The organism is Pseudomonas sp. 5P_5.1_Bac1, from assembly GCF_025466015.1.
GTDB lineage: Bacteria > Pseudomonadota > Gammaproteobacteria > Pseudomonadales > Pseudomonadaceae > Aquipseudomonas.
Window position 1 is genome coordinate 256,837 of record NZ_JANLNX010000117.1, and the last position, 20,819, is coordinate 277,655.

The 20,819-nt window shown below is 64.6% G+C and carries 16 protein-coding genes; 12 read left to right on the forward strand and 4 right to left on the reverse strand.

The window, feature by feature from the left end; genetic code table 11:
- Window positions 1–40: 40 nt before the first annotated feature.
- Window positions 41–1,624 carry an ABC transporter substrate-binding protein gene (locus tag NTD82_RS28660; RefSeq protein ID WP_262131167.1) on the reverse strand — a complete coding sequence of 528 codons (1,584 nt, stop codon included), beginning with the start codon at window positions 1,622–1,624 and terminating at the stop codon, window positions 41–43.
- Between the two features lie 251 nt (window positions 1,625–1,875).
- Between NTD82_RS28660 and NTD82_RS28665 the strand changes: the two genes are divergently transcribed.
- The 10 genes from NTD82_RS28665 to NTD82_RS28710 all read left to right on the forward strand — a co-directional run bounded on the left by NTD82_RS28665 (window position 1,876) and on the right by NTD82_RS28710 (window position 13,538).
- Window positions 1,876–3,603: an ATP-binding protein gene (locus tag NTD82_RS28665; RefSeq protein WP_262131168.1), complete on the forward strand. Its 1,728-nt coding sequence runs from the start codon at window positions 1,876–1,878 to the stop codon at window positions 3,601–3,603.
- A 7-nt stretch (window positions 3,604–3,610) separates the two neighbouring features.
- Window positions 3,611–4,939 (forward strand): sigma-54-dependent transcriptional regulator, encoded by a 1,329-nt coding sequence (locus tag NTD82_RS28670; RefSeq protein ID WP_262131169.1) that lies wholly within the window; start codon window positions 3,611–3,613, stop codon window positions 4,937–4,939.
- Window positions 4,940–5,189: 250 nt separating this feature from the next.
- Window positions 5,190–6,512, forward strand: coding sequence for an ABC transporter substrate-binding protein (locus NTD82_RS28675; protein WP_262131170.1), 1,323 nt, complete (start codon window positions 5,190–5,192; stop codon window positions 6,510–6,512).
- Window positions 6,513–6,539: 27 nt separating this feature from the next.
- Window positions 6,540–7,874: an ABC transporter substrate-binding protein gene (locus NTD82_RS28680; protein WP_095155154.1), complete on the forward strand. Its 1,335-nt coding sequence runs from the start codon at window positions 6,540–6,542 to the stop codon at window positions 7,872–7,874.
- A 68-nt stretch (window positions 7,875–7,942) separates the two neighbouring features.
- Window positions 7,943–8,842, forward strand: a complete 900-nt coding sequence (locus tag NTD82_RS28685; RefSeq protein ID WP_095155153.1) for a branched-chain amino acid ABC transporter permease — start codon at window positions 7,943–7,945, stop codon at window positions 8,840–8,842.
- A complete protein-coding gene (locus NTD82_RS28690) occupies window positions 8,842–9,801 on the forward strand; it encodes a branched-chain amino acid ABC transporter permease (protein ID WP_262131171.1) in 960 nt (319 codons plus the stop codon). The genes NTD82_RS28685 and NTD82_RS28690 overlap by 1 nt, the downstream gene beginning before the upstream one ends.
- On the forward strand, window positions 9,798–10,568 hold the full coding sequence (locus NTD82_RS28695; RefSeq protein ID WP_095155151.1) for an ABC transporter ATP-binding protein: 771 nt from the start codon (window positions 9,798–9,800) through the stop codon (window positions 10,566–10,568). Before NTD82_RS28690 ends, NTD82_RS28695 begins: the two co-directional genes overlap by 4 nt.
- On the forward strand, window positions 10,565–11,212 hold the full coding sequence (locus tag NTD82_RS28700; protein WP_095155150.1) for an ATP-binding cassette domain-containing protein: 648 nt from the start codon (window positions 10,565–10,567) through the stop codon (window positions 11,210–11,212). Before NTD82_RS28695 ends, NTD82_RS28700 begins: the two co-directional genes overlap by 4 nt.
- Window positions 11,213–11,218: 6 nt before the next feature.
- The gene (locus NTD82_RS28705) at window positions 11,219–12,373 is read left to right on the forward strand and encodes an iron-containing alcohol dehydrogenase (RefSeq protein WP_262131172.1); all 1,155 of its coding nucleotides are present in this window, start codon (window positions 11,219–11,221) and stop codon (window positions 12,371–12,373) included.
- Window positions 12,374–12,383: 10 nt separating this feature from the next.
- Entirely contained in the window at window positions 12,384–13,538 is a 1,155-nt protein-coding gene (locus tag NTD82_RS28710; RefSeq protein WP_262131173.1) for an iron-containing alcohol dehydrogenase, read from the forward strand.
- A gap of 64 nt (window positions 13,539–13,602) precedes the next feature.
- On the opposite strand, the gene NTD82_RS28715 is transcribed toward NTD82_RS28710, so the two are convergent.
- Complete coding sequence (locus tag NTD82_RS28715; protein WP_262131174.1) at window positions 13,603–14,043, reverse strand: NADAR family protein; 441 nt, start codon at window positions 14,041–14,043, stop codon at window positions 13,603–13,605.
- Window positions 14,044–14,191: 148 nt separating this feature from the next.
- Here NTD82_RS28715 and NTD82_RS28720 point away from each other — a divergent pair, with 148 nt between their 5' ends.
- Both NTD82_RS28720 and NTD82_RS28725 read left to right on the forward strand, forming a co-directional pair.
- Window positions 14,192–15,550: a DUF262 domain-containing protein gene (locus NTD82_RS28720; RefSeq protein WP_262131175.1), complete on the forward strand. Its 1,359-nt coding sequence runs from the start codon at window positions 14,192–14,194 to the stop codon at window positions 15,548–15,550.
- Complete coding sequence (locus NTD82_RS28725) at window positions 15,543–17,504, forward strand: DUF262 domain-containing protein (protein ID WP_262131176.1); 1,962 nt, start codon at window positions 15,543–15,545, stop codon at window positions 17,502–17,504. Before NTD82_RS28720 ends, NTD82_RS28725 begins: the two co-directional genes overlap by 8 nt.
- A 167-nt stretch (window positions 17,505–17,671) precedes the next feature.
- On the opposite strand, the gene NTD82_RS28730 is transcribed toward NTD82_RS28725, so the two are convergent.
- Window positions 17,672–19,804, reverse strand: coding sequence for a TonB-dependent siderophore receptor (locus NTD82_RS28730; RefSeq protein ID WP_262131177.1), 2,133 nt, complete (start codon window positions 19,802–19,804; stop codon window positions 17,672–17,674).
- Between the two features lie 215 nt (window positions 19,805–20,019).
- Window positions 20,020–20,673: a hypothetical protein gene (locus tag NTD82_RS28735; protein ID WP_110968697.1), complete on the reverse strand. Its 654-nt coding sequence runs from the start codon at window positions 20,671–20,673 to the stop codon at window positions 20,020–20,022.
- Window positions 20,674–20,819: the final 146 nt, after the last annotated feature.

The following is a 20,819-nucleotide window of genomic DNA, read 5'->3' on the forward strand; positions in this document are numbered from 1 at the left end:
GCTTTGCGGCGCGTGGCTTGCCAGCGATGGGGCCTGAAACTCAAACCCCGCCTTTCAACCACAACTGATCAAACCGCCACGTCGGAAACAGTGTCTTCTCCGCCGCCGCACCACCGACGCGTTGCGAGAAGCCATCCAGCAGGTTGGCGTAGCCCCACACCAGCAGGCCGCCATGGTCGTACTGGATACGCTGCGCTTCATGCACCAGCGGTTTGCGTTTCTCCAGGTCGGGTTCGGCCAGCGCCTTGAGGAACAGCTCGGAGAAGCGCGGGTCGTCGAAGTGAGTCTTGTTCGCCACCGACACCGGCGCATCCGCATGCAGGGCGCAGGTCAGGAATGGCGCGCCGATGCTGCCGCCGGTGCTGAAGGTCCACTCGGTGTGCTGCGGGCCGTTGAATGTGGCGCTATCGACCTGGCGCACGGTGATCTCGACCCCGGCGCGGCGCGCCTGCTCGGCGTAGACCAGCGCGGAGGCGAGGGCGACGTTGTTCTGCTCGGCCACCAGTTCCAGTTTGAGCTGTTCCTGACCCGCTTCGCGCAGCAGGGTCCGGGCCTGTTCCAGGTCCTGTTTGCGCGGCGGGATGCTGTGGTCGAAGGTCGGATCGTTTGGTGCGTAAAGGTCGTTGGCCACCCGGCCCTGGCCATTGAGCACGCGCTTCACTAGCTCGTCGCGGTCGGCCAGCAGGCGGAAGGCCTGGCGCACTCGCGGGTCGTTGAACGGCGCTTTCTGCGTGTTCATGTCCAGGCTCAGCCAGTTGCCGGTGACCGAACTGATCAACTGCAGACGCGGGTCGCTTTCGATCACTTTCAGGTGCTCGTTGGCCAGGGCATTGGCCATGTCGATCTGCCCGGCCTGCAAGGCCGCCAGGCGGGTGGTCTGGTCCTTGAACTCGATGATTTCCAGCTCGTCGGCATACGGCCGGCCGGGCTTGTAGTAGTTCTCGAAACGGGTGAACAGCGAGCGCTGGCCGGGGTTGAAGCTTTTCAGCTTGTACGGGCCGGCGCCGACCGGGTTGCTGACCGGGTGGTAATCCACCGGCACGATGCCGCCGAAATTGACCCAGGTTTCCGGCAGCGGAACGAAGCCGGCACCGTCCTTGAAGCGCACGCGGATCGTGCGGTTGTCGAGTTTCTCCAGGTGGTCGCGGTCGATCCAGTGCAGCAGCGCGGCGTAGGGCGAGGCGAGTTGCGGGTCGGTGAGGCGGCGGATCGAGAAGATCAGGTCGTCGGCATCGATGGTCTTGCCGTGGTGGAATTCCAGGTCCTTGTGCAACCGCAAGGTCCAGACCTTGCCGTCCGGGCTGACCTCGGCTTCTTCGGCCAGGGCCAGGCGCGGCAGCATGTTCTCGTCCCATTCCCAGAGTTTGCTGTACAGCGCGAAGCCGCGAACGATGCCGCTGCCCGTCGGCTTGTGGGCGTCGAGGTTGCCGCTTTTGCTGCCGTCGAGAATGCCCAGGCGCAGGCGGCCGCCCTGGCGCGGGCCGCTGCTGCTGAGGCCGTCGGCGGCGGACTGGCTATCGTCGCCGCAACCGGCGAGCAGGCTGCCACCGAGGGCCAGGCCGCCGAGCGCGAGGCTGTTGCCGATAAACCGACGGCGAGAGAAGGGGGCGTTGTCGTAACTCATGAGGGGGCCTTTTGACTGTCCAATCGACGGGTCAGAGCAGGTTTCGCGCCATGTGGCGCAAAGGCCGGCGTGGCGCGGTGTTCAGGCCGGAGGCGGTTGGCGATTGCTGCCACGCAAGCAGTGCGGTGTTGCTGTTGGAGCAACACATCAACAGTTCAGCAGGGTGGGCGCTTTGTCTCTGAATCAATGGACAACCCCGACCCGCGCTCCTTATCCTCCCCGCCATCACATGAAAAACAATTACAAATCCCATGGATATCGAATTCCCCGCCAGCGCCTTTTGGCGACGGCTTGCTCGCCCGCGGCGCAGCCTGGTGGCGCGCTATACCTTGTTGTCCATCGTGGTGATGAGCGTCGCGCTGATCGCCCTGGCCGTGCTCTATGAGCAACTCGCCAAGGACCTGCTCAACCGCCTGACCGGCGAACGTCTCGATGCCCAGGCGCTGTCCACGGCGAACCGGCTGTCGTCGTTTCTCGACGACCGTTTCTACCAGCTCTCGGCCCTGTCGAATCACCCCAACATGCCGGACTTCATCGCCGACCAGGCGCACCCGGCCGGCGATGTCGACGCCTTGCTCAAGCTCGAGGGCGAGCTGCCGTTTCTCTACGGCGTGCTGTTTTTCGACGAGAACGAGCGCCTGCTCAAGGTCATGCCCGGGCAGGCCGCCTCGGGCGCGCCGTACTGGGGCCGCGAGGGCTGGTCGCTCGACGGCCTGCCACGGCAAATGGTCGGCGACATCGAGGTGATCGGTCCGGTAACGCCCCAGGCTGGGCGCTCGGGCTGGCTGCTGATCCGCAAGACCATTCGCAATGGCCGTACCGATCACCGCGTGCGCATCGGCCTGCACCTGCGCCTGGCCTCGGTCACCGAGCTGTTGGTCAGTTCCGGCCTGGGCGGGGTGGTCACGCCGCTGCTGCGGGTGCCCGGCGGCGCCTTTATCGATGCCACCGGGCGTCAGGTCGAGGCCCCCGCCGACTGGCGCGAAGGCCCGGTGATCCTGCCCGGCTGGCAGGTGGTGTTCAGCGTGCAGCCCGACGCCGTGCTCAAGCCGCTGGACGACGCCCGCTGGTGGCTGTACCTGGCGGCGGTCGGCTTTATCGGTTTCATCCTGATCGTGTTCTTCACCCTGTCGCGGCAGTTGCGCGCGCGGGTCGGCACGCTGGTGGACGGCGCGCATCAACTGTCCTCGGGTGACCTCGGTTATCGCCTGCCGGAGCAGACCCACAACGACGAAATCGGCCGGGTGACGCGGGCCTTCAATGTCATGGCCGGGCGTCTGGCCGATGTCATGGAGCGCACTGTGCGCTCGGAAAACCTCGCGGTGCTCGGCACCTTCGCCACCGGCGTCGCCCATGAGGTGCGCAACCCGCTGGCGACCATGAAGACCACCGTGCAGGCGTTGCTGCGCCGCGAACAAGAACCCGAGCGGCGCTTGTTGCTGAGCGACCTCTGCCAGGAAATCGATCGGCTGTCCCACGTCACCAGCGACCTGCTCGAATATGGCCGGCCACACCCGGCCAACCCGCAGGTGGTGGACCTGGCCGTGCTGTTCGAGCGCACGGCGCGGTTGATCGCGCCCGCGGCCGACGTCAAGGGCATCGCCTTTTCCGCCACCTGTAAAACCGGCCTGCGGCTGTGGGTCGATCCGGACCAGGCCCAGCAGATTTTGCTCAATCTCTGCCTCAACGCCGTGGAAGCCAGCGCGCCGGGGCAGGGCGTGGCCATCGACGGCCAGGCCTGGGGCGAGCGGGTCTGCGTGACCGTGGTGGATCAAGGCTGCGGCATTCCCGAAGCCGCGCTGCAACAGGTGCGCCAACCGTTTTTCACCCTGAAAGCCCGCGGCACCGGGCTGGGTCTGAGCATCTGCCAACAACTGCTGGAAGCCAACGCATCGCGAATGGAGCTCGCGAGCAACCCGGGCGAGGGCACTGTGGTGACCCTGGATTTCCCCACGCCCGCAGTGACTTATCTGAAGTGAGCGACCGATGTCTGAAATACATGTACTGATCGTCGATGACGAAGAGGCGCTGGTGCGCTCCCTGAGCTACGCCCTGCGCGGCGAAGGCATGCTGCCCCGCGCGGTCTACAGCGGCGAGGCGGCGCTGGAGTTGCTGGCCGACAGCACGGTGGACGTCGATATCGTCCTGCTCGACCTGGGCCTGCCGGGGATGGACGGCATCGCCACCCTCGAGGGCCTGCGCAAATGCCGCCCGGACCTGCCGGTGATCATGATTTCCGCCCATGGCGACACCCGCGCCGCGGTGCAGGCGGTGAAGGGTGGCGCCACGGACTACCTGACCAAGCCGTTCGAGCTGGATGACCTGCTGGCGACCATCCACAACACCCTTGCGGTGCCGCCCAGTGACGAGGTGGCGGTCGCGGAGCAGGGCGCCTTGCTCGGGCAGAGCCCGGCGATGCGCGGCCTGCAAGCGGCGGTGCAACGGATCGCCAATAGCTCGGCCACGCGAATCCTGCTGCTGGGCGAGTCCGGCACCGGCAAAACCCTGGTGGCCCAGGCGCTGCACGCCAACAGCGCGCGAGCCGCGCACCCGTTCATCGAGGTCAACTGCGCGGCGCTGCCGGAGCAACTGATCGAAGCCGAACTGTTCGGCTCGGAGAAGGGCTCATACACCGGCGCCCATCAGAAACGCGTCGGTCTGGTCACCCAGGCCCACAATGGCACGCTGTTTCTCGACGAGATCGGCGAGCTGCCGCTGGCCCTACAGGCCAAGCTGCTGCACTTTCTGGAGAACGGCAGCTACCGCGCTGTCGGTGCCAGCCAGGCCAGCAGCGCCGATGTGCGCGTGGTGGCGGCGACCAACCGCGACCTGGCCGACGATGTGCGCCAAGGCCGTTTCCGCGAAGACCTGTTCTACCGCCTCAACGTCATCACCATCGACATCCCGGCGCTGCGCGAGCGCGGCGACGACATCCTGCTGCTGGCCCGGCACTTCGCCGCGCGCCAGGCCCAGGAGGAAAAGGCCGCGCCCATCGAACTGCAGGCCGATGCCGCCGCCGCGCTGGTACGCCATCGCTGGCCGGGCAATGTGCGTGAACTGAAGAACCTGATCGAGCGCCTGACCATTCTGCTGCCGGGCCAGGCGATCAGCGCCGTCCAGCTTCCCGCGCACCTGCATTCGAGCGAGCCTGCGCCCACCTCGCTGTCGGCGCTGGACGATCAGCTCGAGCGCGCCGAGCGTGAACTGGTCAACGATGCCCTCAGCCGCAGCGCCGGCCACAAGGGCCTGGCCGCCGACCTGCTGGGGATTTCCCGGCATGCGCTCAAGCGCCGTTTGCAGCGCCTGGGCCTGTAGTGCCCGATGAGCGCTAACCGCTCAAGCGCTCGCGCGCACTGAGCGCAAGCCGCTCAACCTCTCCCGCTCAGCGCCGTGGCAAACCCCGCCGCGGCGTATCGAATACGTCACACAACACCGCGAAAAGCCTTGTTCCAGAGCGCTTTCGCGGTTTCTCATGCGCGTTCGCGCGAAGGCTGGCACAGCCTTTGCGATAACCCATTCCGTAAACCGACAAGAGGGCGTCGACGAACGCCCCAAAAGGGATTCTATGCAACTGCCGTTTTCCCACCTGCCCACCGTTATCGCCCTGAGCGGCCTGCTGCTTGCCCATGCCGGCAATGCCCAGGCGGGTCGCGTCGAGTTGGGCGCGGCCGCCGCGCAAGCCGACCTGACCCTCGGCTGCCTGTACCCGATGACCGAGCGGGCGGCGATCTACGGCCAGGACAGCATCGCCGGCATCCAGGTCGCCTTGGGCGAGTTGCAGGCCCAGCGCGAAGCCGGGCAGCAGGTGCCGCGGATGCGGGTGATCATCGACGACGACCAGTCCAAAGCCTCCTACGGCACCAGCCTGGCCCGCGCGTTCATCCGCAAGGACGGTGTGCAGGTGCTGTGCGGCATGGTCTCGTCCGGGGTGGCGATCGCGGTGAGCCAACTGGCCCGCGAAGAGAAGGTGCTGATGATCGGCACCGACCACGCCTCGTCGCGCATGACCCTGGAAAACGGCCACCGCTACTACTTCCGCGTCACCAATGACACCTGGACGTCCATGGCCGCCGGCGCCCATTACCTCAAGGCGCTGCAGGCGAAAACCGGCTGGAAGCGCCTGGCGTTCATCGGCCCCGACTACGAATACGGCCATGTCTCGCGGGACGACCTGCACGAAGCGCTGCGCCAGCTTGGCGTGCGGTTCGAGGACGTCACCGAACTCTGGCCGCGCCTCTACGAGCCGGACTACTCGGCCTATATCGCCGCGCTGGAGCAGGCCAAGCCCGACATCATCGTCTCGGCCCTGTGGGGCGGCGATTTCCACGCCTTCGTCAAGCAGGCCGCCGGCACGCGGCTGTTCGAGCGCTCGCGCCTGGCCAACTTCGATACCGGCGGCAACTACGACTTTCTCGTCGCCCTCGGCGACAAGGCGCCGCCGGGGCTGATCCTCTCCGCGCGGCACCACAACAACTGGCCGCAGACGCCGCGCAACCAGTCGTTCGTCGAGCGCTTCCACACCCTGACCGGGCGCTACCCGACCTACGCCGCCGAAGGCGCCTACACCGGCGTGATGGTGCTGGCCGAGGCCAGCAAAAAGGCCGGCGGCGCCACCGACACCGAATCGCTGGTCAATGCCCTCGAAGGGCTGGAAATCGCCTTGCCGGAGGACCCACCGGGCTTTGTTTCGCGCATCGACCCGCTGACCCACCAGATTCTGCAGACCCAGGCCATCGGCACGCCGGTGCGCAACGACGATTACCCGCCGGCGCAACTGATGCTCGGCGAATGGTCGGTGTATTCCGCCCAGGACCTGCTGCCCGACCCGGCCGTGCGCATGCGCCGGCAAGCCCAGAACACCCGTAATCCCCAGGGGCATGCCCCCTAGACCTGTAAACCCGTAATGGAAATGACCATGAACAACTATAAGAAAAGCGTCCCGCAACACCGTAAAGCACTGCCCCTGGCTTTGGCGATCGCCGCAGCGGGGATGGCCACTGCCTTCACTGGCGCAACTGTTGCCGCCGAGAACGGCAAGTTCCGTATCGGCGTGGTGACCTTCCTCTCCGGCCCGGCTGCTGGTCCGTTCGGCGAGCCGTCGGCCAACGCCGCCAAAGTGCTGGTGGAAGGCCTCAACCAGGGCAAGCTGCCCGCGCCCTACGACAAGCTGGGCATCAATGGCGCCGAGATCGAAATCGTGATGATCGATGAGGCCGGTGGTGCCGCCAAGCAGGTGGAAGAATTCCGCAACCTGGTGCAGCGGCAGAAGGTCGATGCGGTGGTCGGCTACATCTCGTCCGGCGACTGCCTGGCGATTGCGCCGGTGGCCGAAGAGCTGGGCGCGATGACCGTGTTCTACGATTGCGGCACCTCGCAACTGTTCAGCGAAGACAAGACCCCGCAATTCGTCTTCCGCACCAGCCTTGACGCCGCCGTCGACAACATCGGCGCCGCCCGTTACCTGGCCAAGACCCGTCCGGACGCCGTGCGCGTCGGCGGCATCCAGCAGAACTACGCCTGGGGCCAGGACAGCTGGAACGACTTCACCTTGTCCATGGCCCAGGTCATGCCGAAGAGCCAGGTGGTCGAATCGCAGATGCCCAAGGTGTTCCAGGGCCAGTACGGCGCGGAAATCTCGGCGCTGTCGGTCAAGCGTCCGGAAATCATCCACTCCAGCTTCTGGGGCGGCGACATGGAGGCCCTGGTGCTCCAGGCCAACTCCCGCGGCCTGCTGGAAGACGCCACCGCGGTGCTGACCTGCGGCGAGTCGGCCCTGGCCCGCTACAAGGACCAGGCCCCCAACGGCATGATCATCGGCGGCCGTGGCCCGTTCGGCGCCTTCGCCCCGGAAAACCCGCTGAACAACTGGTTCACCGAGGCCTATCAGTCGGCCTACAAAGCAGCGCCGACCTATCCGGCAAGCAAGATGGCCCAGGCCATCCTCGGCCTGAAATTCGCCGCCGAAAACGCCAAGGCCGAGGCCGGCAAGGTGCCGGCGCCACTGGAAATCGCCAAGGCGTTCAAGGGCGCCACGTTTGAATCGGTCTCCGGCACCGTGCAGATGGCTCGCGCCGGTGGTCACCAAGCCATGCAGGGCATCGCCTACGGTGAGTACCACTACGATGCGGCCGCCAAGAAAGGCAGCGTGCAAAACGTCATCGCCTTCTCCGGCGAGTGCGTGACCCCGCCTGACGGCACCACCGCCCATGACTGGATCAAGGCCGGTTTCCCTGGCGCGCAGTGCAACTGATCGCATTGCCCACACCTGACTGATCGTGGCGGCCGGTCCTGGCCGCCACTCTTGCCTGGGACACACTTATGCTGAGTCTTTACGCGGTGCTGATCGACGGCGCCATCTATGCCTCGTGGCTGTTTCTGGTCGCGGCGGGGCTCACCGTCATCTACGGTGTCATGCGCATCCTGAACATGGCCCATGGCAGTTTCTATGCGATCGGCGCCTATGCCGCCGCCTCGCTGGTGGGCTGGTATTTCAACAACGGGGTCGGACCGGTCTGGGTCGGCTACCTGATGATGCTCGGCTGCGCGCTGGCCGCCGGACTGGTGGTCGGCCTGCTGATCGAGCGTGGCCTGCTGCGTTTCATGTATGGCCGCGACGAAGTGCTGATGGTGATCATTACCTACGCCTTGCTGCTGATCCTCGAAGACGCCATGAAAATGATCTGGGGCGTCAACCCGTACTTCGCCTACCAGCCTTACGCGGAAATGGGCCGCAGCGTGCTGGCCGGGCTGAAAGTCTCCAACTACGACCTGATGCTGGTGGGCGTTTCGCTGGTGCTCGGCCTGGGCCTGTGGCTGTGGCTGGAGCGCACCCACCAGGGCAAGGTGCTGCGCGCGGTGATCCATGACCGCGAAGTGGCCCTGGCCATGGGCGTCAACGTGCGCCGGGTGTTCACCCTGGTGTTCGTGCTCGGCACGGTGCTCGGCACCCTGGCCGGCGCGCTGACCGCCCCGGCGATTTCCGTCGCCCCCGGCATCGGCGTGGAAATCATCGTGCTGGCCTTCGCCGTGGTGGTGATTGGCGGCATGGGCAGCATCGAAGGGGCCGCCCTCGGCGCCTTGCTGGTGGGCTTGAGCCGTGCCGCGGCGGTGCACTACGCGCCGCAATTCGAACTTTTCGTGATCTATGGCGTGATGGCGCTGGTCCTCGCGGTGCGTCCGCAGGGGCTGTTCGGCCGCGTGCTTGCGAGGAAAATCTGATGCGCCTGGATAAAACCGAACTGATTCTGCTCGGCGTCGCCGCCGTGCTTGCCGCGGGAGGCCTGATCGCCCCGCAATGGCTGGTGTTCCTGCTGACCATGGCGCTGGCCAAGTCGATGGTGGTGCAAGGCGTGGTGATGCAGATGCGCGCCGGCCTGGTGACCTTCGGCCAAGGCCTGTATTTCTGCATCGGTGGCTACGCCGTGGGCATGAGCGGGCATTTCCTCAACCTCAGTGACCTGCCGACCCTGCTGCTGATCGGCGTCGCCGCCGCGGTGGCGCTGGCGATGATCCTCGGCCTGCTGATGACCCGCTACCGCGAGATCTTCTTCGCCATGCTGTCGCTGGCGTTCTCGATGATCCTCTACGGCATGCTGGTGAAAAGCCCGGCCCTGGGCAGCACCGACGGCTTCAACGTCAAGGCCTGGACCCTGTTCGGCTGGAGCCCGGCGGCGGGGCAGGCGCCGCTGGCATTGTTCGTCATCATCGTTGCCGTGTCCGCCGTGCTCGCGGTGTTGCTGCACCGCTACGGCCGCAGCAGCGCCGGGGCGATGTGCGAGGCGATCCGCGAGAACGAAGTGCGGGTCGAGTACCTCGGCCAGTCGCCGCGCTGGGTGCTGTACATGAACTACGTCGCCGCCGGCGGGGTATCGGCGCTGGGCGGCGGTTTCATGGCCCTGGCCGCCGGGCATATCGACCCGGAAATGGCTTACTGGATCACCTCCGGCGAGTTTGTCTTCATCGCCTTGCTCGGCGGCACGGCCCACGTGGCGGCGCCGATCATCGCCGCGGTGCTGTTCGCCGTGGTGCGCACCTACGCCATCGAGCTGGTGCCGCATAGCTGGCAGATGATCCTCGGCATCACTTTGCTGGCGATCATCGTGTTCCTACCCAAGGGCTTGTGGAGCCTGTTCAGTGGTCAGGCCCGTCGGGCCAAGGCAGTGGAGGCCAAGGCATGAGCTGCATTCTCGAAACCCGTGGGCTGTACAAGGAATTTGGCGCGGTCACCGCCGCCAAGGACGTCAACGTCAGCATCAGCAAGGGCGAAGTGGTGGGCGTGATCGGTTCCAACGGTGCCGGCAAGACCACCTTCATCAACATGGTCACCGGCTACCTCAAGCCGAGCCGCGGCGAAATCCTCTTCAACGGTCAGTCGATCATCGGCCGCACGCCGCGGGCGATCACCCGCGCCGGCATGGCCCGCTCGTTCCAGGTCGCTCAGTTGTTCCCCGAACTGACCGTGCTGGACAACCTGCTGATCGCCCTGGCCGCCGCCGAATCGCCGTTCCCGTCGCTGCTGCGACCGCTGCGCAATGACGCGCGGATCGCCCGCGCCGAGGCGATTCTCAACGAGTTCAGCATCCTCGCCTGGCGCGACAGCAAGGTCACCGCGGTGCCGCAAGGCGTGCGCAAGCTGATCGATATCGCCATGGCGCTGATCGGCGACCCGCAGATGCTCTTGCTCGACGAACCCACCAGCGGCGTCAGCGCCGAGGAAAAGACCCAGTTGATGGACACCGTGATGCAGGTGGTGTCGCGGCATCAGGTCACCGTGCTGTTCGTCGAGCACGACATGGACGTGGTGCGCCGCTACGTGTCGCGGATCCTCGCGTTCTACAGCGGCGAAGTGCTGGCCGACGGCCCGCCGCAAACGGTATTGGCCAACGCCCGGGTCCAGGAACTGGTCACCGGCGGCCAGCGGGCACACAAGGGGGCAACCGCATGAGCCTGGAAATTCGCAACCTCAACGTCGCCATCGAATCGGTGCCGATCCTGCACGACGTCTCGCTGGACGTCGGTGCCGGGCAAATGGTCGGCCTGATCGGCCACAACGGCGCTGGCAAGACCACGCTGATCCGCACCCTGATGGGCCTGCTCGACGCCACCTCCGGCTCGATCCACTTCGCCGGCAACGACCTCTGCGCCCAGCCCGGGCACCAGCGCGCGGCGGCGGGCATCAGCTACCTGCCGGAAGATCGCCGGCTGATCCCGGCGCTGACCGTGGAAGAAAACATCCTGCTGCCGGTGTGGGCCAACAAGCTGCCGGGCAGTGCCGAGCGCCTGGAGTGGGTCTACGGCCTGATCCCGGAAATTGCCCAGTTCCGCGATCGCCGCGCCATGCAGTTGTCCGGCGGCCAGCAGAAACTGGTGGCCCTGGCCCGGGCGCTGATGCCGGGCAACCGCCTGCTGATCCTCGACGAGCCGTTCGAGGGCGTGGCGCCGGTGCTGTCGCGGCGCCTCAGCGAAGTGATCGCCCAGCTCGGACAGGAAGGCCTGTGCGTGCTGATCTCCGAATCCGATGACACCCATTCCGCTGACCTCGTCGATGCGCTCTACCGCATCGAGCGCGGCAGCGTGCGAGCAGGATAAAAAGCCATGTCGACCTTTACCTTTGAAACCACGCCACGGGTGATCTGCGAAGTCGATGGCGCCTTGCGCCTCGGCGCGCTGTGCCGCGAACTCGGTGCCGAACGCGTGCTGCTGGTCAGCGACCCCGGCCTGCAACGCGCCGGCCTGCTGGAGGCGCCGATGCGTGCGCTGCGCGAAGCCGGCGTTGAAGTGACCCTGTACAGCGACGTCCAGGCCGACCCGCCCGAGGCGTCGGTGCTCGACGCGGTGGCGGCGGGGCGCGACTGCCGGGCCCAGGCGGTGATCGGCCTGGGCGGCGGCAGTTCGCTGGACACCGCCAAGCTGGTGGCCCTGCTCTGTGGCCGCGACCAGGCGCTGACGGACATCTACGGCATCAACCTGGCCAAGGGCCCGCGCCTGCCGCTGATCCAGGTGCCGACCACCGCCGGCACCGGCTCGGAAGTCACCGCCGTGGCCATCGTCACCACCCCCAGCCACGAGAAGAAAGGCGTGGTCAGCGCCTTGCTCTACCCGGACATCGCCTTGCTCGATGCCCGCCTGACCGTTGGCCTGCCGGCGGCGGTGAGCGCCATGACCGGCGTCGACGCCATGGTCCACGCCATCGAGGCCTACACCAGCAAGCACAAGAAAAACGTGCTGTCCGACGGCCTGGCCTTGCAGGCCCTGCGCCTGTTGGGCGGCAACCTTGATCGGGTGCTGGCCGAGCCGGGCGATCTGCAGGCGCGCTCGGACATGTTGCTGGGCTCGATGCTGGCCGGCATGGCGTTCGCCAATGCGCCGGTGGCGGCGGTGCACGCGCTGGCCTATCCGCTGGGCGGGCATTTCCATGTGCCCCATGGCTTGAGCAATGCGCTGGTGCTGGTGCCGGTGCTGAATTTCAACCGCGGCTTCGCGGAAGCGCTGTACGCGGAACTGGCCGCGACCGTGCTGCCCGGCCAGCGTTTCGACACGCCGGCGCAGGCCTGCGAGGCCTTTATCGGCTTCATGACCGCACTGGTGCAACGCATGCCGTTCGCTCAGCGCCTGGCCGAAGTGGGCGTGACCGAGGCGGACCTCGACCGTCTGAGCGACGACGCCATGAAGGTCGAGCGTCTGCTGATCAACAACCCGCGCCCGGTCAGCCGGGAAGACGCCCGCGCCATCTACGCCTCGGTGCTGTGAGGAAATCGCCATGAACCACGAATTCAGAAGTGTTCCGCGTATCGTCTGCGCGGCGGGTGCCTTGCAGGGTATCGGCGAGGTCTTCGCCGGCCTTGCAGCCCGTCGCGTGCTGCTGGTGTGCGACCCCGGCATCGTCAAGCTCGGCTTCGCCGACCAGGCCCGGACCGCGCTGGAAGCGGCGGGCTGCACCGTCGCGGTGTTCGACCAGGTGGTGGCTGACCCGCCCGCCGCAGTGGTCGAACAGGCCGTCAGCCAGGGCCGCGTCTTCGAGGCCGATGGCGTGCTTGGTCTTGGCGGCGGCAGTTCGCTGGACGCGGCCAAGCTGGTGGCGTTGCTGATCAACAGCGACCAGCCGCTGGCCGACCTCTACGGCACCGACAAGGCCCGCGGCCAGCGCCTGCCGTTGGTGCTGATGCCGACCACGGCGGGGACCGGATCGGAAGTGACCTGGGTGTCGGTCATCACCGATGCCCAACAGCGCAAACAGGCGGTGTACTCGGCGCAACTGATGCCCGACGTGGCCGTGCTCGACCCGCAACTGACCCTCGGCCTGCCGGCCCAGGTCACCGCGGCGACGGGGCTGGATGCCATGGTGCATGCCATCGAGGCCTATACCAGCCGCACCCGCAAGAACCCCATTTCCGACGGCCTGGCCACCACCGCACTGCGCCTGCTCGGCGGCAACCTGCGCAAGGTGCTGGCCGACGGCAGCGACGTCGCGGCGCGGGAAGCGATGCTGCAGGGGTCGCTGATGGCCGGCATGGCCTTCGTCAATGCCTCGGTGGCGGCGATTCACGGCTTGGCCTATCCGTTGGGGGCGCGTTTCCACATTCCCCATGGGCATGCCAATGCACTGGTGATGGCGCCGATGATCCGCTTCAACCTGAGCGCGGCGCAGCGGCTGTATGCCGAGTTGGCGGGGCATCTGTTGCCGGGTGAAGTGTTTGCCGGCGAGACGGAAGCGGCGGAGGCGTTCGTCCGGGCGATCGAGGATCTGGTGCGCGATAGCGGGCTGGAGACGAGGTTGTCGAAACTGGGGATCGATGAAGCCTCGATCCCGGGCATGGCGCAGGATGTGGTCGGGGGGTTGAAGCGCTTGATCGACAGCAATCCGCGGGATATGACGGTGGAGGAGGTGGCAGCGATCTATCGCGGGATTTACTAAAGCGTCTCAGGCTGGCACAAAACCCTGTGGGAGTGGGCTCTCACAGGGGATGCGTCATCTGGTATCAATGGGTCTGGTTCAGCTCGGCCCGAACCTGCTCCAGCAACTTGCCGAGCATGTTCTTCCCGCTGCCATCGCCTCCATCCGCCCAGTACCGGTCGTTTTTGGTGTGTTCCACCAGTTCCGCATCCCCGGTACCCAGTAGCGTTGCGCGCAGGTCGGCATGCTGGGTGAACTTGGCGCGCAGGGCTTCCAGCATCACCGGATCGCGGGCCTGATCCCAGTCGCTGCGGAACGAGCGATGCCGCTCGCGGCCGATCTGTGCGGCGAGGAAAGGTGTCTTTGCCTCGCGCACGGCATCGATATCGACCTGCTCGGTGAACTTGCAGGCCTGGAAATAATGTTCCGTTGTTGGCCAGAGGATGCCGTCGAGGGTGATGGGATGCCGGGAGAAATTCGAGAAGCAACCGTAGGGCTTGTCGGTCTCGTAGAAGAGGATCTGCATGTCGGTCCTTGCGTCATGGCGGGAGGCGCAGAGGATAGCAGCGCGGCAATTGTGAGCGCGAGCGCGACATATGCTGACGCGGGTATCGGCGAGCATGCGCCTGCCTTACCCTTTGCGGCGGCACTACCAACGATCAAGGACCGACCCCATGACTGCCCACGTTCCGGAGCCTCTCCACCTGCACGTTCGCACGGTGGCGCAGCTTCTGTCCCTGCAACTGGACATTCCCGTGTACCAGCGCCCCTACAAATGGACCGAAAAACACCTCGGCCAGCTCTTCCACGACCTCGCCACCTTCGCCGGCGAGCACCCGTATCGCCTCGGCACGGTGGTGTTCCATCGCAATGACGGCGAACTGAACATCGTCGACGGGCAACAGCGCACGTTGACGCTGATGCTGATTGTGCGTGCGCTGGTAGCCCACCGCCTGGATGAGCTGGAGTCGCGCGATCTGCGCGAGCAACTCGTCCAGCTCAAGGACGGGTTGAGCAATCCCGAATTCACCAGCCAGACCTCGATTCGCAATCTCCAGCGCAACTACCAGGCGATTTGCCGCCTGGTGCAGTCCGGCGACTTCAGCGAGGCGCACATCGATTTCCTGCTGAACCGCTGCGAGGTGGTGTGCTTCTCCCTGGGTGATATCTCCGAGGCTTTTCAGTTCTTCGATTCGCAGAATGCCCGTGGGCGCGACCTCGAACCCCATGACCTGCTCAAGGCGTATCACCTGCGGGAATTCGATCAGGCTGATGATGCGTTCAAGGCCAGTGTGGTCGCCGGCTGGGAGGCCAACGACAGCGACCAACTGGCCCGCTTGTTCGAGAACTACCTGTACCGGATCCGGCGCTGGGCCAAGGGTGAATCCGCGCGCTACTTCGGCAAGGAGGATGTGGGCCTGTTCAAGGGCGTCAACCTTGCCGACCCGGCGCAGTATCCCTACGCGGCACAACTGCGCATGACCCACCAGTGGGTGGACCAGCAGAACCGTGCGCTGCCAGCCGGCTCCGACGATGCGCTTGCGTTTCCCTTCCACCTCGACCAGACCATCATCAACGGCCGGCGTTTTTTCGAAATGGCCGTGCATTACCAGGGCCAGGTCGGCGCGCTGCGGCAGTTGAAGGCGCTGCAAACGACGGCGGAGCTGGCGCTTCAGGCCCGCGCCATTCTCGCCACCCTCGCCACCTACAAAGGCCGCAGCCGCACCGGCGATCGCTATGTGCGCGGGTTGTTCGACTGCCTGCTTGTCTACTACATCGACACCTTCGGCCTGGAGGACATCTCCCGTGCGATCGAGAAGGCGTTCGTCTGGGCTTATCGCCTGCGCCTGGAGCGGCACGCGGTGCACCTGGCCACGGTGGACAACCATGCACTGGCCAACAATCTGTTTCGGATGATTCAGAACCTGTCACGGCCCCGGGATTTTCTTGCCCATCCGTTGCCGATGGTGGTGAGCACAAGAAAGGAACCTGAGTTGCTGCAACTGTTCAAGGACATGAATTTCCATGAGTGAGCCCATTCTCCAGCTGTCCACTCGGCAACTGCTCGATGGCAGCGCGCACTACCTGATCCCCATGTACCAGCGTAATTACGCGTGGGAAGAGGCGGAGATCTCGCAACTGATCCAGGACGTCCTCGATGCCATGCAGGACCGGGGTCGTAGCACGAAGAACTACTACTTGGGCTCGCTGGTGGTCGACCGCCGCGAACGGGCCGGTACGGCGCTGTTCGAGACGCTCGACGGCCAGCAGCGGCTGACCACCCTGTCCCTGTTGATGCTGTACCTGAAAAAGCGTTTGCCGACGGCGCTGGACTGGCTGGATGCACCTCGAATCGAGTTCGAGAACCGCCCGCGCTCCACCGATACCTTCGCCGCCATTGCCGCAGCACAAGGTGATGCCGATGGCACCGAGGGCATGCCGGCCGAGGCAATCAACAGTGGCATCCTGGCGGGCTATCGGCTGATCCGCGAGCTGGTGCCAAGGTTGTTGGGCGACGCGGTGGAGCTGTCGGCATTTGCCGATTACCTCTTCACCCATGTGCAGATCATGCGGGTCGAGGTGCCCGTCGGTACTGATCTGAACCATTACTTCGAAGTCATGAACAACCGCGGTGAGCAGCTTGAGAAACACGAAGTGCTCAAGGCGCGGTTGCTCAAGGTGCTGGAGAAAGAGCCTGCTGCCCAAACCTGCCTGCACCAGGTCTGGGAAGCCTGCGCGAACATGGAAAAGTACGTGCAAATGGGCTTCGGTCCGGTGGTGCGAGAACGGCTGTTCATCAATGAAGGTGGCCTGCTGAATGTCGAGCGCTTCGATGATCTGAGCGCCTTGCTGGCGGTAGCGGACACGCATTCCGATACCCTCGATCAGGGCGTCAGGCTGACGCTGACCAGCATTCTCGAAATGCCTGTCAGCACCAGTGACAAGCACAAGGAAGAGCAAGACGACGGCGCGCCCGAACGTTTCAGTTCGGTCATCAACTTCCCCAACTTCCTCTTGCAGGTGTTGCAGGTCTGGATGGGCGAATCGGGTTCGGTACGGTTGACGCTGGATGACAAGCAATTGCTGCCCGCATTCGAGGCGCATGTACTCGAAGGCAGTGACCCGGACCGGGTAAAGGGTTTCGTGCTTGCCCTGTTGCGCTGCAAATGGCTTTACGACCACTACGTGATCAAGCGCGAATTTCACAATGCAACGGACGGCTGGAGCCTGAAACGCTTCAAGTACTCGGACAAGCGTGCGATCAGCTACGTCAACACCTTTGGTGAAGACGAGGAGGATATCGGCATCAATCGCAGCATCCTGATGCTGTCGAGCGCGCTGCATGTGTCCGCTCCGAGCCAGGTCTACAAGTACTGGTTGACCGCCGCGTTGCGCTATCTGTATCGGCAACGAGACCCAGTGGAGGCGGGTGAATACCTGGCGGCATTGCGAATGATCGCCCGCTCATTCGTGTTCGACCGGGTGCTCGCGGCGCCGGAAGATAAGGCGGGTTACTACGCGTTGATCTACGCGAACGAGGAAACGTGTCGGGAGGGAGTGGAAGAAAACCAGGTGCTCGCTAGCCGGCTGACGTACGGCGTCATCGAGAACAACCTGGTGTTCAACTACCTCGACTATCTGCTGTGGGAGCAGAAGAAAGGCAGCGACCAGAAGATCCGCGACTTCGTGTTCACCTTCCGCAGTTCGGTGGAGCATTACTATCCGCAGAACCCGCTCTCAGAGCAGCTCAGGCTGCCGAAAAGCCGGGTCAACGCTTTCGGCAACCTGTGCCTGATCAGCCACAGCAAAAACTCGAAGCTGAGCAACTACATGCCGAAGGCGAAGAAGGATCACTACCACCAGCAAGGGATCGACAGTATCAAGCAGTACTTGATGATGGTGTCGGATAACTGGGGTGCGAAGCTTACGATCGAGAACCATGAGGACGAGATGCTGGCGGTGTTGCGCAACAGCTTGGTGCAGTGATTCAGAAGGCGTGGTCGTCAGCGATAGCGGTGGTGAATGGACTGGCGCAATCGCTGCGGTTCGGCGCCCGACAAGCCAGCACCCACAGGTTTTGTCTGGCCTCTATTGCGAGGTCAGCCACGCTCTTGTGGGAGCCGGCCTTGCCGGCGATGAGGCCATCAGCCTACTCAGAAGGTATACGCAACCCCCACCTGCACCGTCCGCGGCGCACCCGGATAGGCGTAGGTATTGAATGCCCCCTCGTCATACCCCTTGTTGAAGACGTTCTTCACATCCAGGTTCAGCCGCACATGCTCGTTGACTTTGTAGAAGCTCAACAGGTCAACCACGCTGTAGCGTTCCATGGTGTAGGTCACGGCTTCGGTCTGGCCGTTGCGGTCGCCGACGTATTTCATCCCCACACCCAGGCCCAGGCCCTTGGCGACGCCGTCCTGGAATTCGTAGGTGTTGAGCAGGCTGAAGCTGTTGCGCGGGATGTTGGCCAGGCGGGTGCCTGTCGGCAGGCGGTTGTCTTTGCTCACTTCGGCATCGACGTAGGCGTAGCCACCGATCACGCGCCACTCGGGGGTGAGGTTGCCGGCGATGTTGAGGTCCAGGCCGCGGCTACGTACCTCGCCTGCGGCGATGCTGTAGTTCGGGTCGGTCGGGTCGCGGGTCAGCACGTTTTCCTTGACGATGTGGTAGATCGCGCCGTCGACGCTGAGCTGGCGGTCCAGCGCTTCCCACTTCATTCCCAGTTCATACGACTTGCCCTTTTCCGGCTCGAAGCCGTCGCCTTGCAGGCTGGCGCCGCTGTTGGGCTTGAACGAGCGCGAGGTGTTGGCGTAGACCGCGAGGCTGTCGGTCAGGTCGTAGATCAGGCCGAAGCGCGGTGTCACCGCGTTCTCGGCAGCTTCCCAACCCTTGGTGCCCGGCAGGTAGTTGTCGTAGTGGTGCTCGAAGCGTTCGATGCGCACACCCGCCAGCGCCTTGAGACGCTCGGTCAGCGCTACCTGATCCTGCAGGAAGTAGGCCCAGGTCTTGAGGTTTTCCTGGTCGTGGGTGGTGGTGCGGGTCAGGGCCGGGCGCGGCTGGCCCAGCACCGGGTTGTAGATATCGATCGGGTAGGTGCCGACGGCGGCGGACGAACGCAGGATGATCGACTGGTAGTCGTAGTCTTCGTATTCCACGCCGGTCAGCAAGGTGTGGGCGAAGCCGCCGGTGTCGAAGTGGCCGGTGAGGTTGAGTTGGTAATCGCGGTCGGTCCAGTCCAGCTTGCGCCAGTTGAAGTTGCGCTGCAGGGTGCGGCCGTCCGCCGGCGCGCCGTTGGCTTCGACGGCGTTGCCTTGCAGGGTGCCGTCCAGCCACTGGAAGCCACCGCCGAGGGTCCAGTTGTCATTCAGGGCGTGCTCGAAGCGCAACTGGGCCATGTCGTTGTCGTTGTGCAGCAGGTTGTCGCTGCCTTTTTCCCAGATGTTGGTGTCACGCGAGGCGCTGCCGGTCTGGGTGGTGTAGCGGGTCAGGCCACGGTCCAGCGGGTGGTTGTTCCGCATGAAGTCGCCTTCGAAGATGATCTTCGTGGCGTCGTTGACCTGCCAACTGAGCACCGGCGCGACTTCGTAGCGCTCGCTCTCGACATCGTCGCGGAAACTGTCGCCGCCTTCGCCGAGGATGTTCAGGCGATAGGCGAGGCTGCCGTCCTGGTTCAGCGGGCCGGTGGCATCGAGGGTGGCGCGGTGCATGCCCTGGTCATCGAACTGGCTGCCGAGGGTGACTTTGCTTTCCGGCAGTGGCTGCTTGCTGACCACGTTGAAGGTGCCGCCAGGATCGCCACGGCCGTACAGGCTGGTGGCCGGGCCGCGAATCACTTCCAGGCGCTCGACGCTGTTGGCGTCCGGGGCGTTGGGGTAGCCACGGTTCATCGGGAAACCATTGCGGTAGTACTCGCCGGTAGTGAAGCCACGCACCGTCACGGTGGTCAGCCCCTGGCCGCCGAAGTTGTTGGCCCGGCCCACGCCGCCGGCGTAGTCGAGGGCGTCCTGCAGGCGAGTGGACGCGGTGTCTTCCAGCACATCCCGCGGCACCACGCTGATCGATTGCGGGGTTTCGTGCAGCGCCGTGTCGGTGCGTGTCGCGCTGGCAGAGCGGGTGGCTTTGTAGCCTTGCACCGGACCGTCGGCGCGCTCGTAGTCGGCGGCGTCGGCGTTGATGTTCACCGCGTCGAGCTGGACGTTGCCGGTGGCGTTTTCGGGGGACTGGGCAGCCAAAGCCAGTGAAGGAATGGCGTGGAGCAGGCACAGCGAGACGATCGTGCGACGCATCGAGTTTGAAATCCTGGCGGGAGGTTGTAGGACAACGAGAAAGGCGGGCAGATAGTATCTGCGTGTAATTCGCATTTGCAAATACTTTTTAAACTGATGGTATGCCAGAAAACTTGATGGGTCAGACAGAAAAATGTCTTGGAATAGAGGGTGTTACGCGGTTCTAGCGTAGAGATGCCAGGCCGGATTACCGGCCTGGCGGGAGGCGTTTTGGCTTAGTTGCTTACGGCGGGCGCCATCGAACGGGCTACGTCAGCCGAGCGCTTTTCGTTCAGTTCGCGGATCGCCTTGATCGGCTTGTTCAGTTGGTCCAGCAGCGCGCTCATCACGCTCAGCGTGTCCACTTCTTCTGTGCCGCGGTGCTGCTTGAGCAGGTCCTCGATGCGTGCGGCAATCACCGGCTCCCAGCGGTCACTTTCTTCGAGCAGGGCGTGCAAGGTATTCAGGCCGCGTTGCGCGCTCGAGGTAATGGCTTCAACTTCTGCGGCGCCGGGTGCGAAGACGGCGACCTCGGCCTCGATTTCATCGTCGAAATCGACGTCCTCTTCGGCTTCCTCCAGTTGACCGATCGCCTGGTCCACCTGACGCTCGGCGATATGCTCGACCAATTCCCGGGCTTCTTCGCTGAGGAAGCGTAGCGTGCCGAAATGGGTGTTGCGGCCTGGCGACTGCGGAAGCAGAAAACGCACGGACTCGCCTTCGCCGAGCACCCGGTCACTCCAGTCCTTCAGCGTTTGCCAGGACGTGATTCGCGGGTAGTTGATCTTCTTGGCCAGCCGCTGGACCACCTCGTCGCTCAGCGAGGAGGGCTCGACCAGCACGCCATATTTACGGTGTAGCGTGGCGGCGATATCAACGTTCGTAGTCATTGCTCAAGACTCTCCAGTCCTTGGTTTTGGACGATGATATCAAGGTGATGCCTCTTCGGCTGCCTCGGGAATTCGAGCGGCGGTGCACGAGGCTGAAGCGGGCCGCCCGGAGTGAAGCACCTTCACGGTGAAGTGCACTTAAAAGT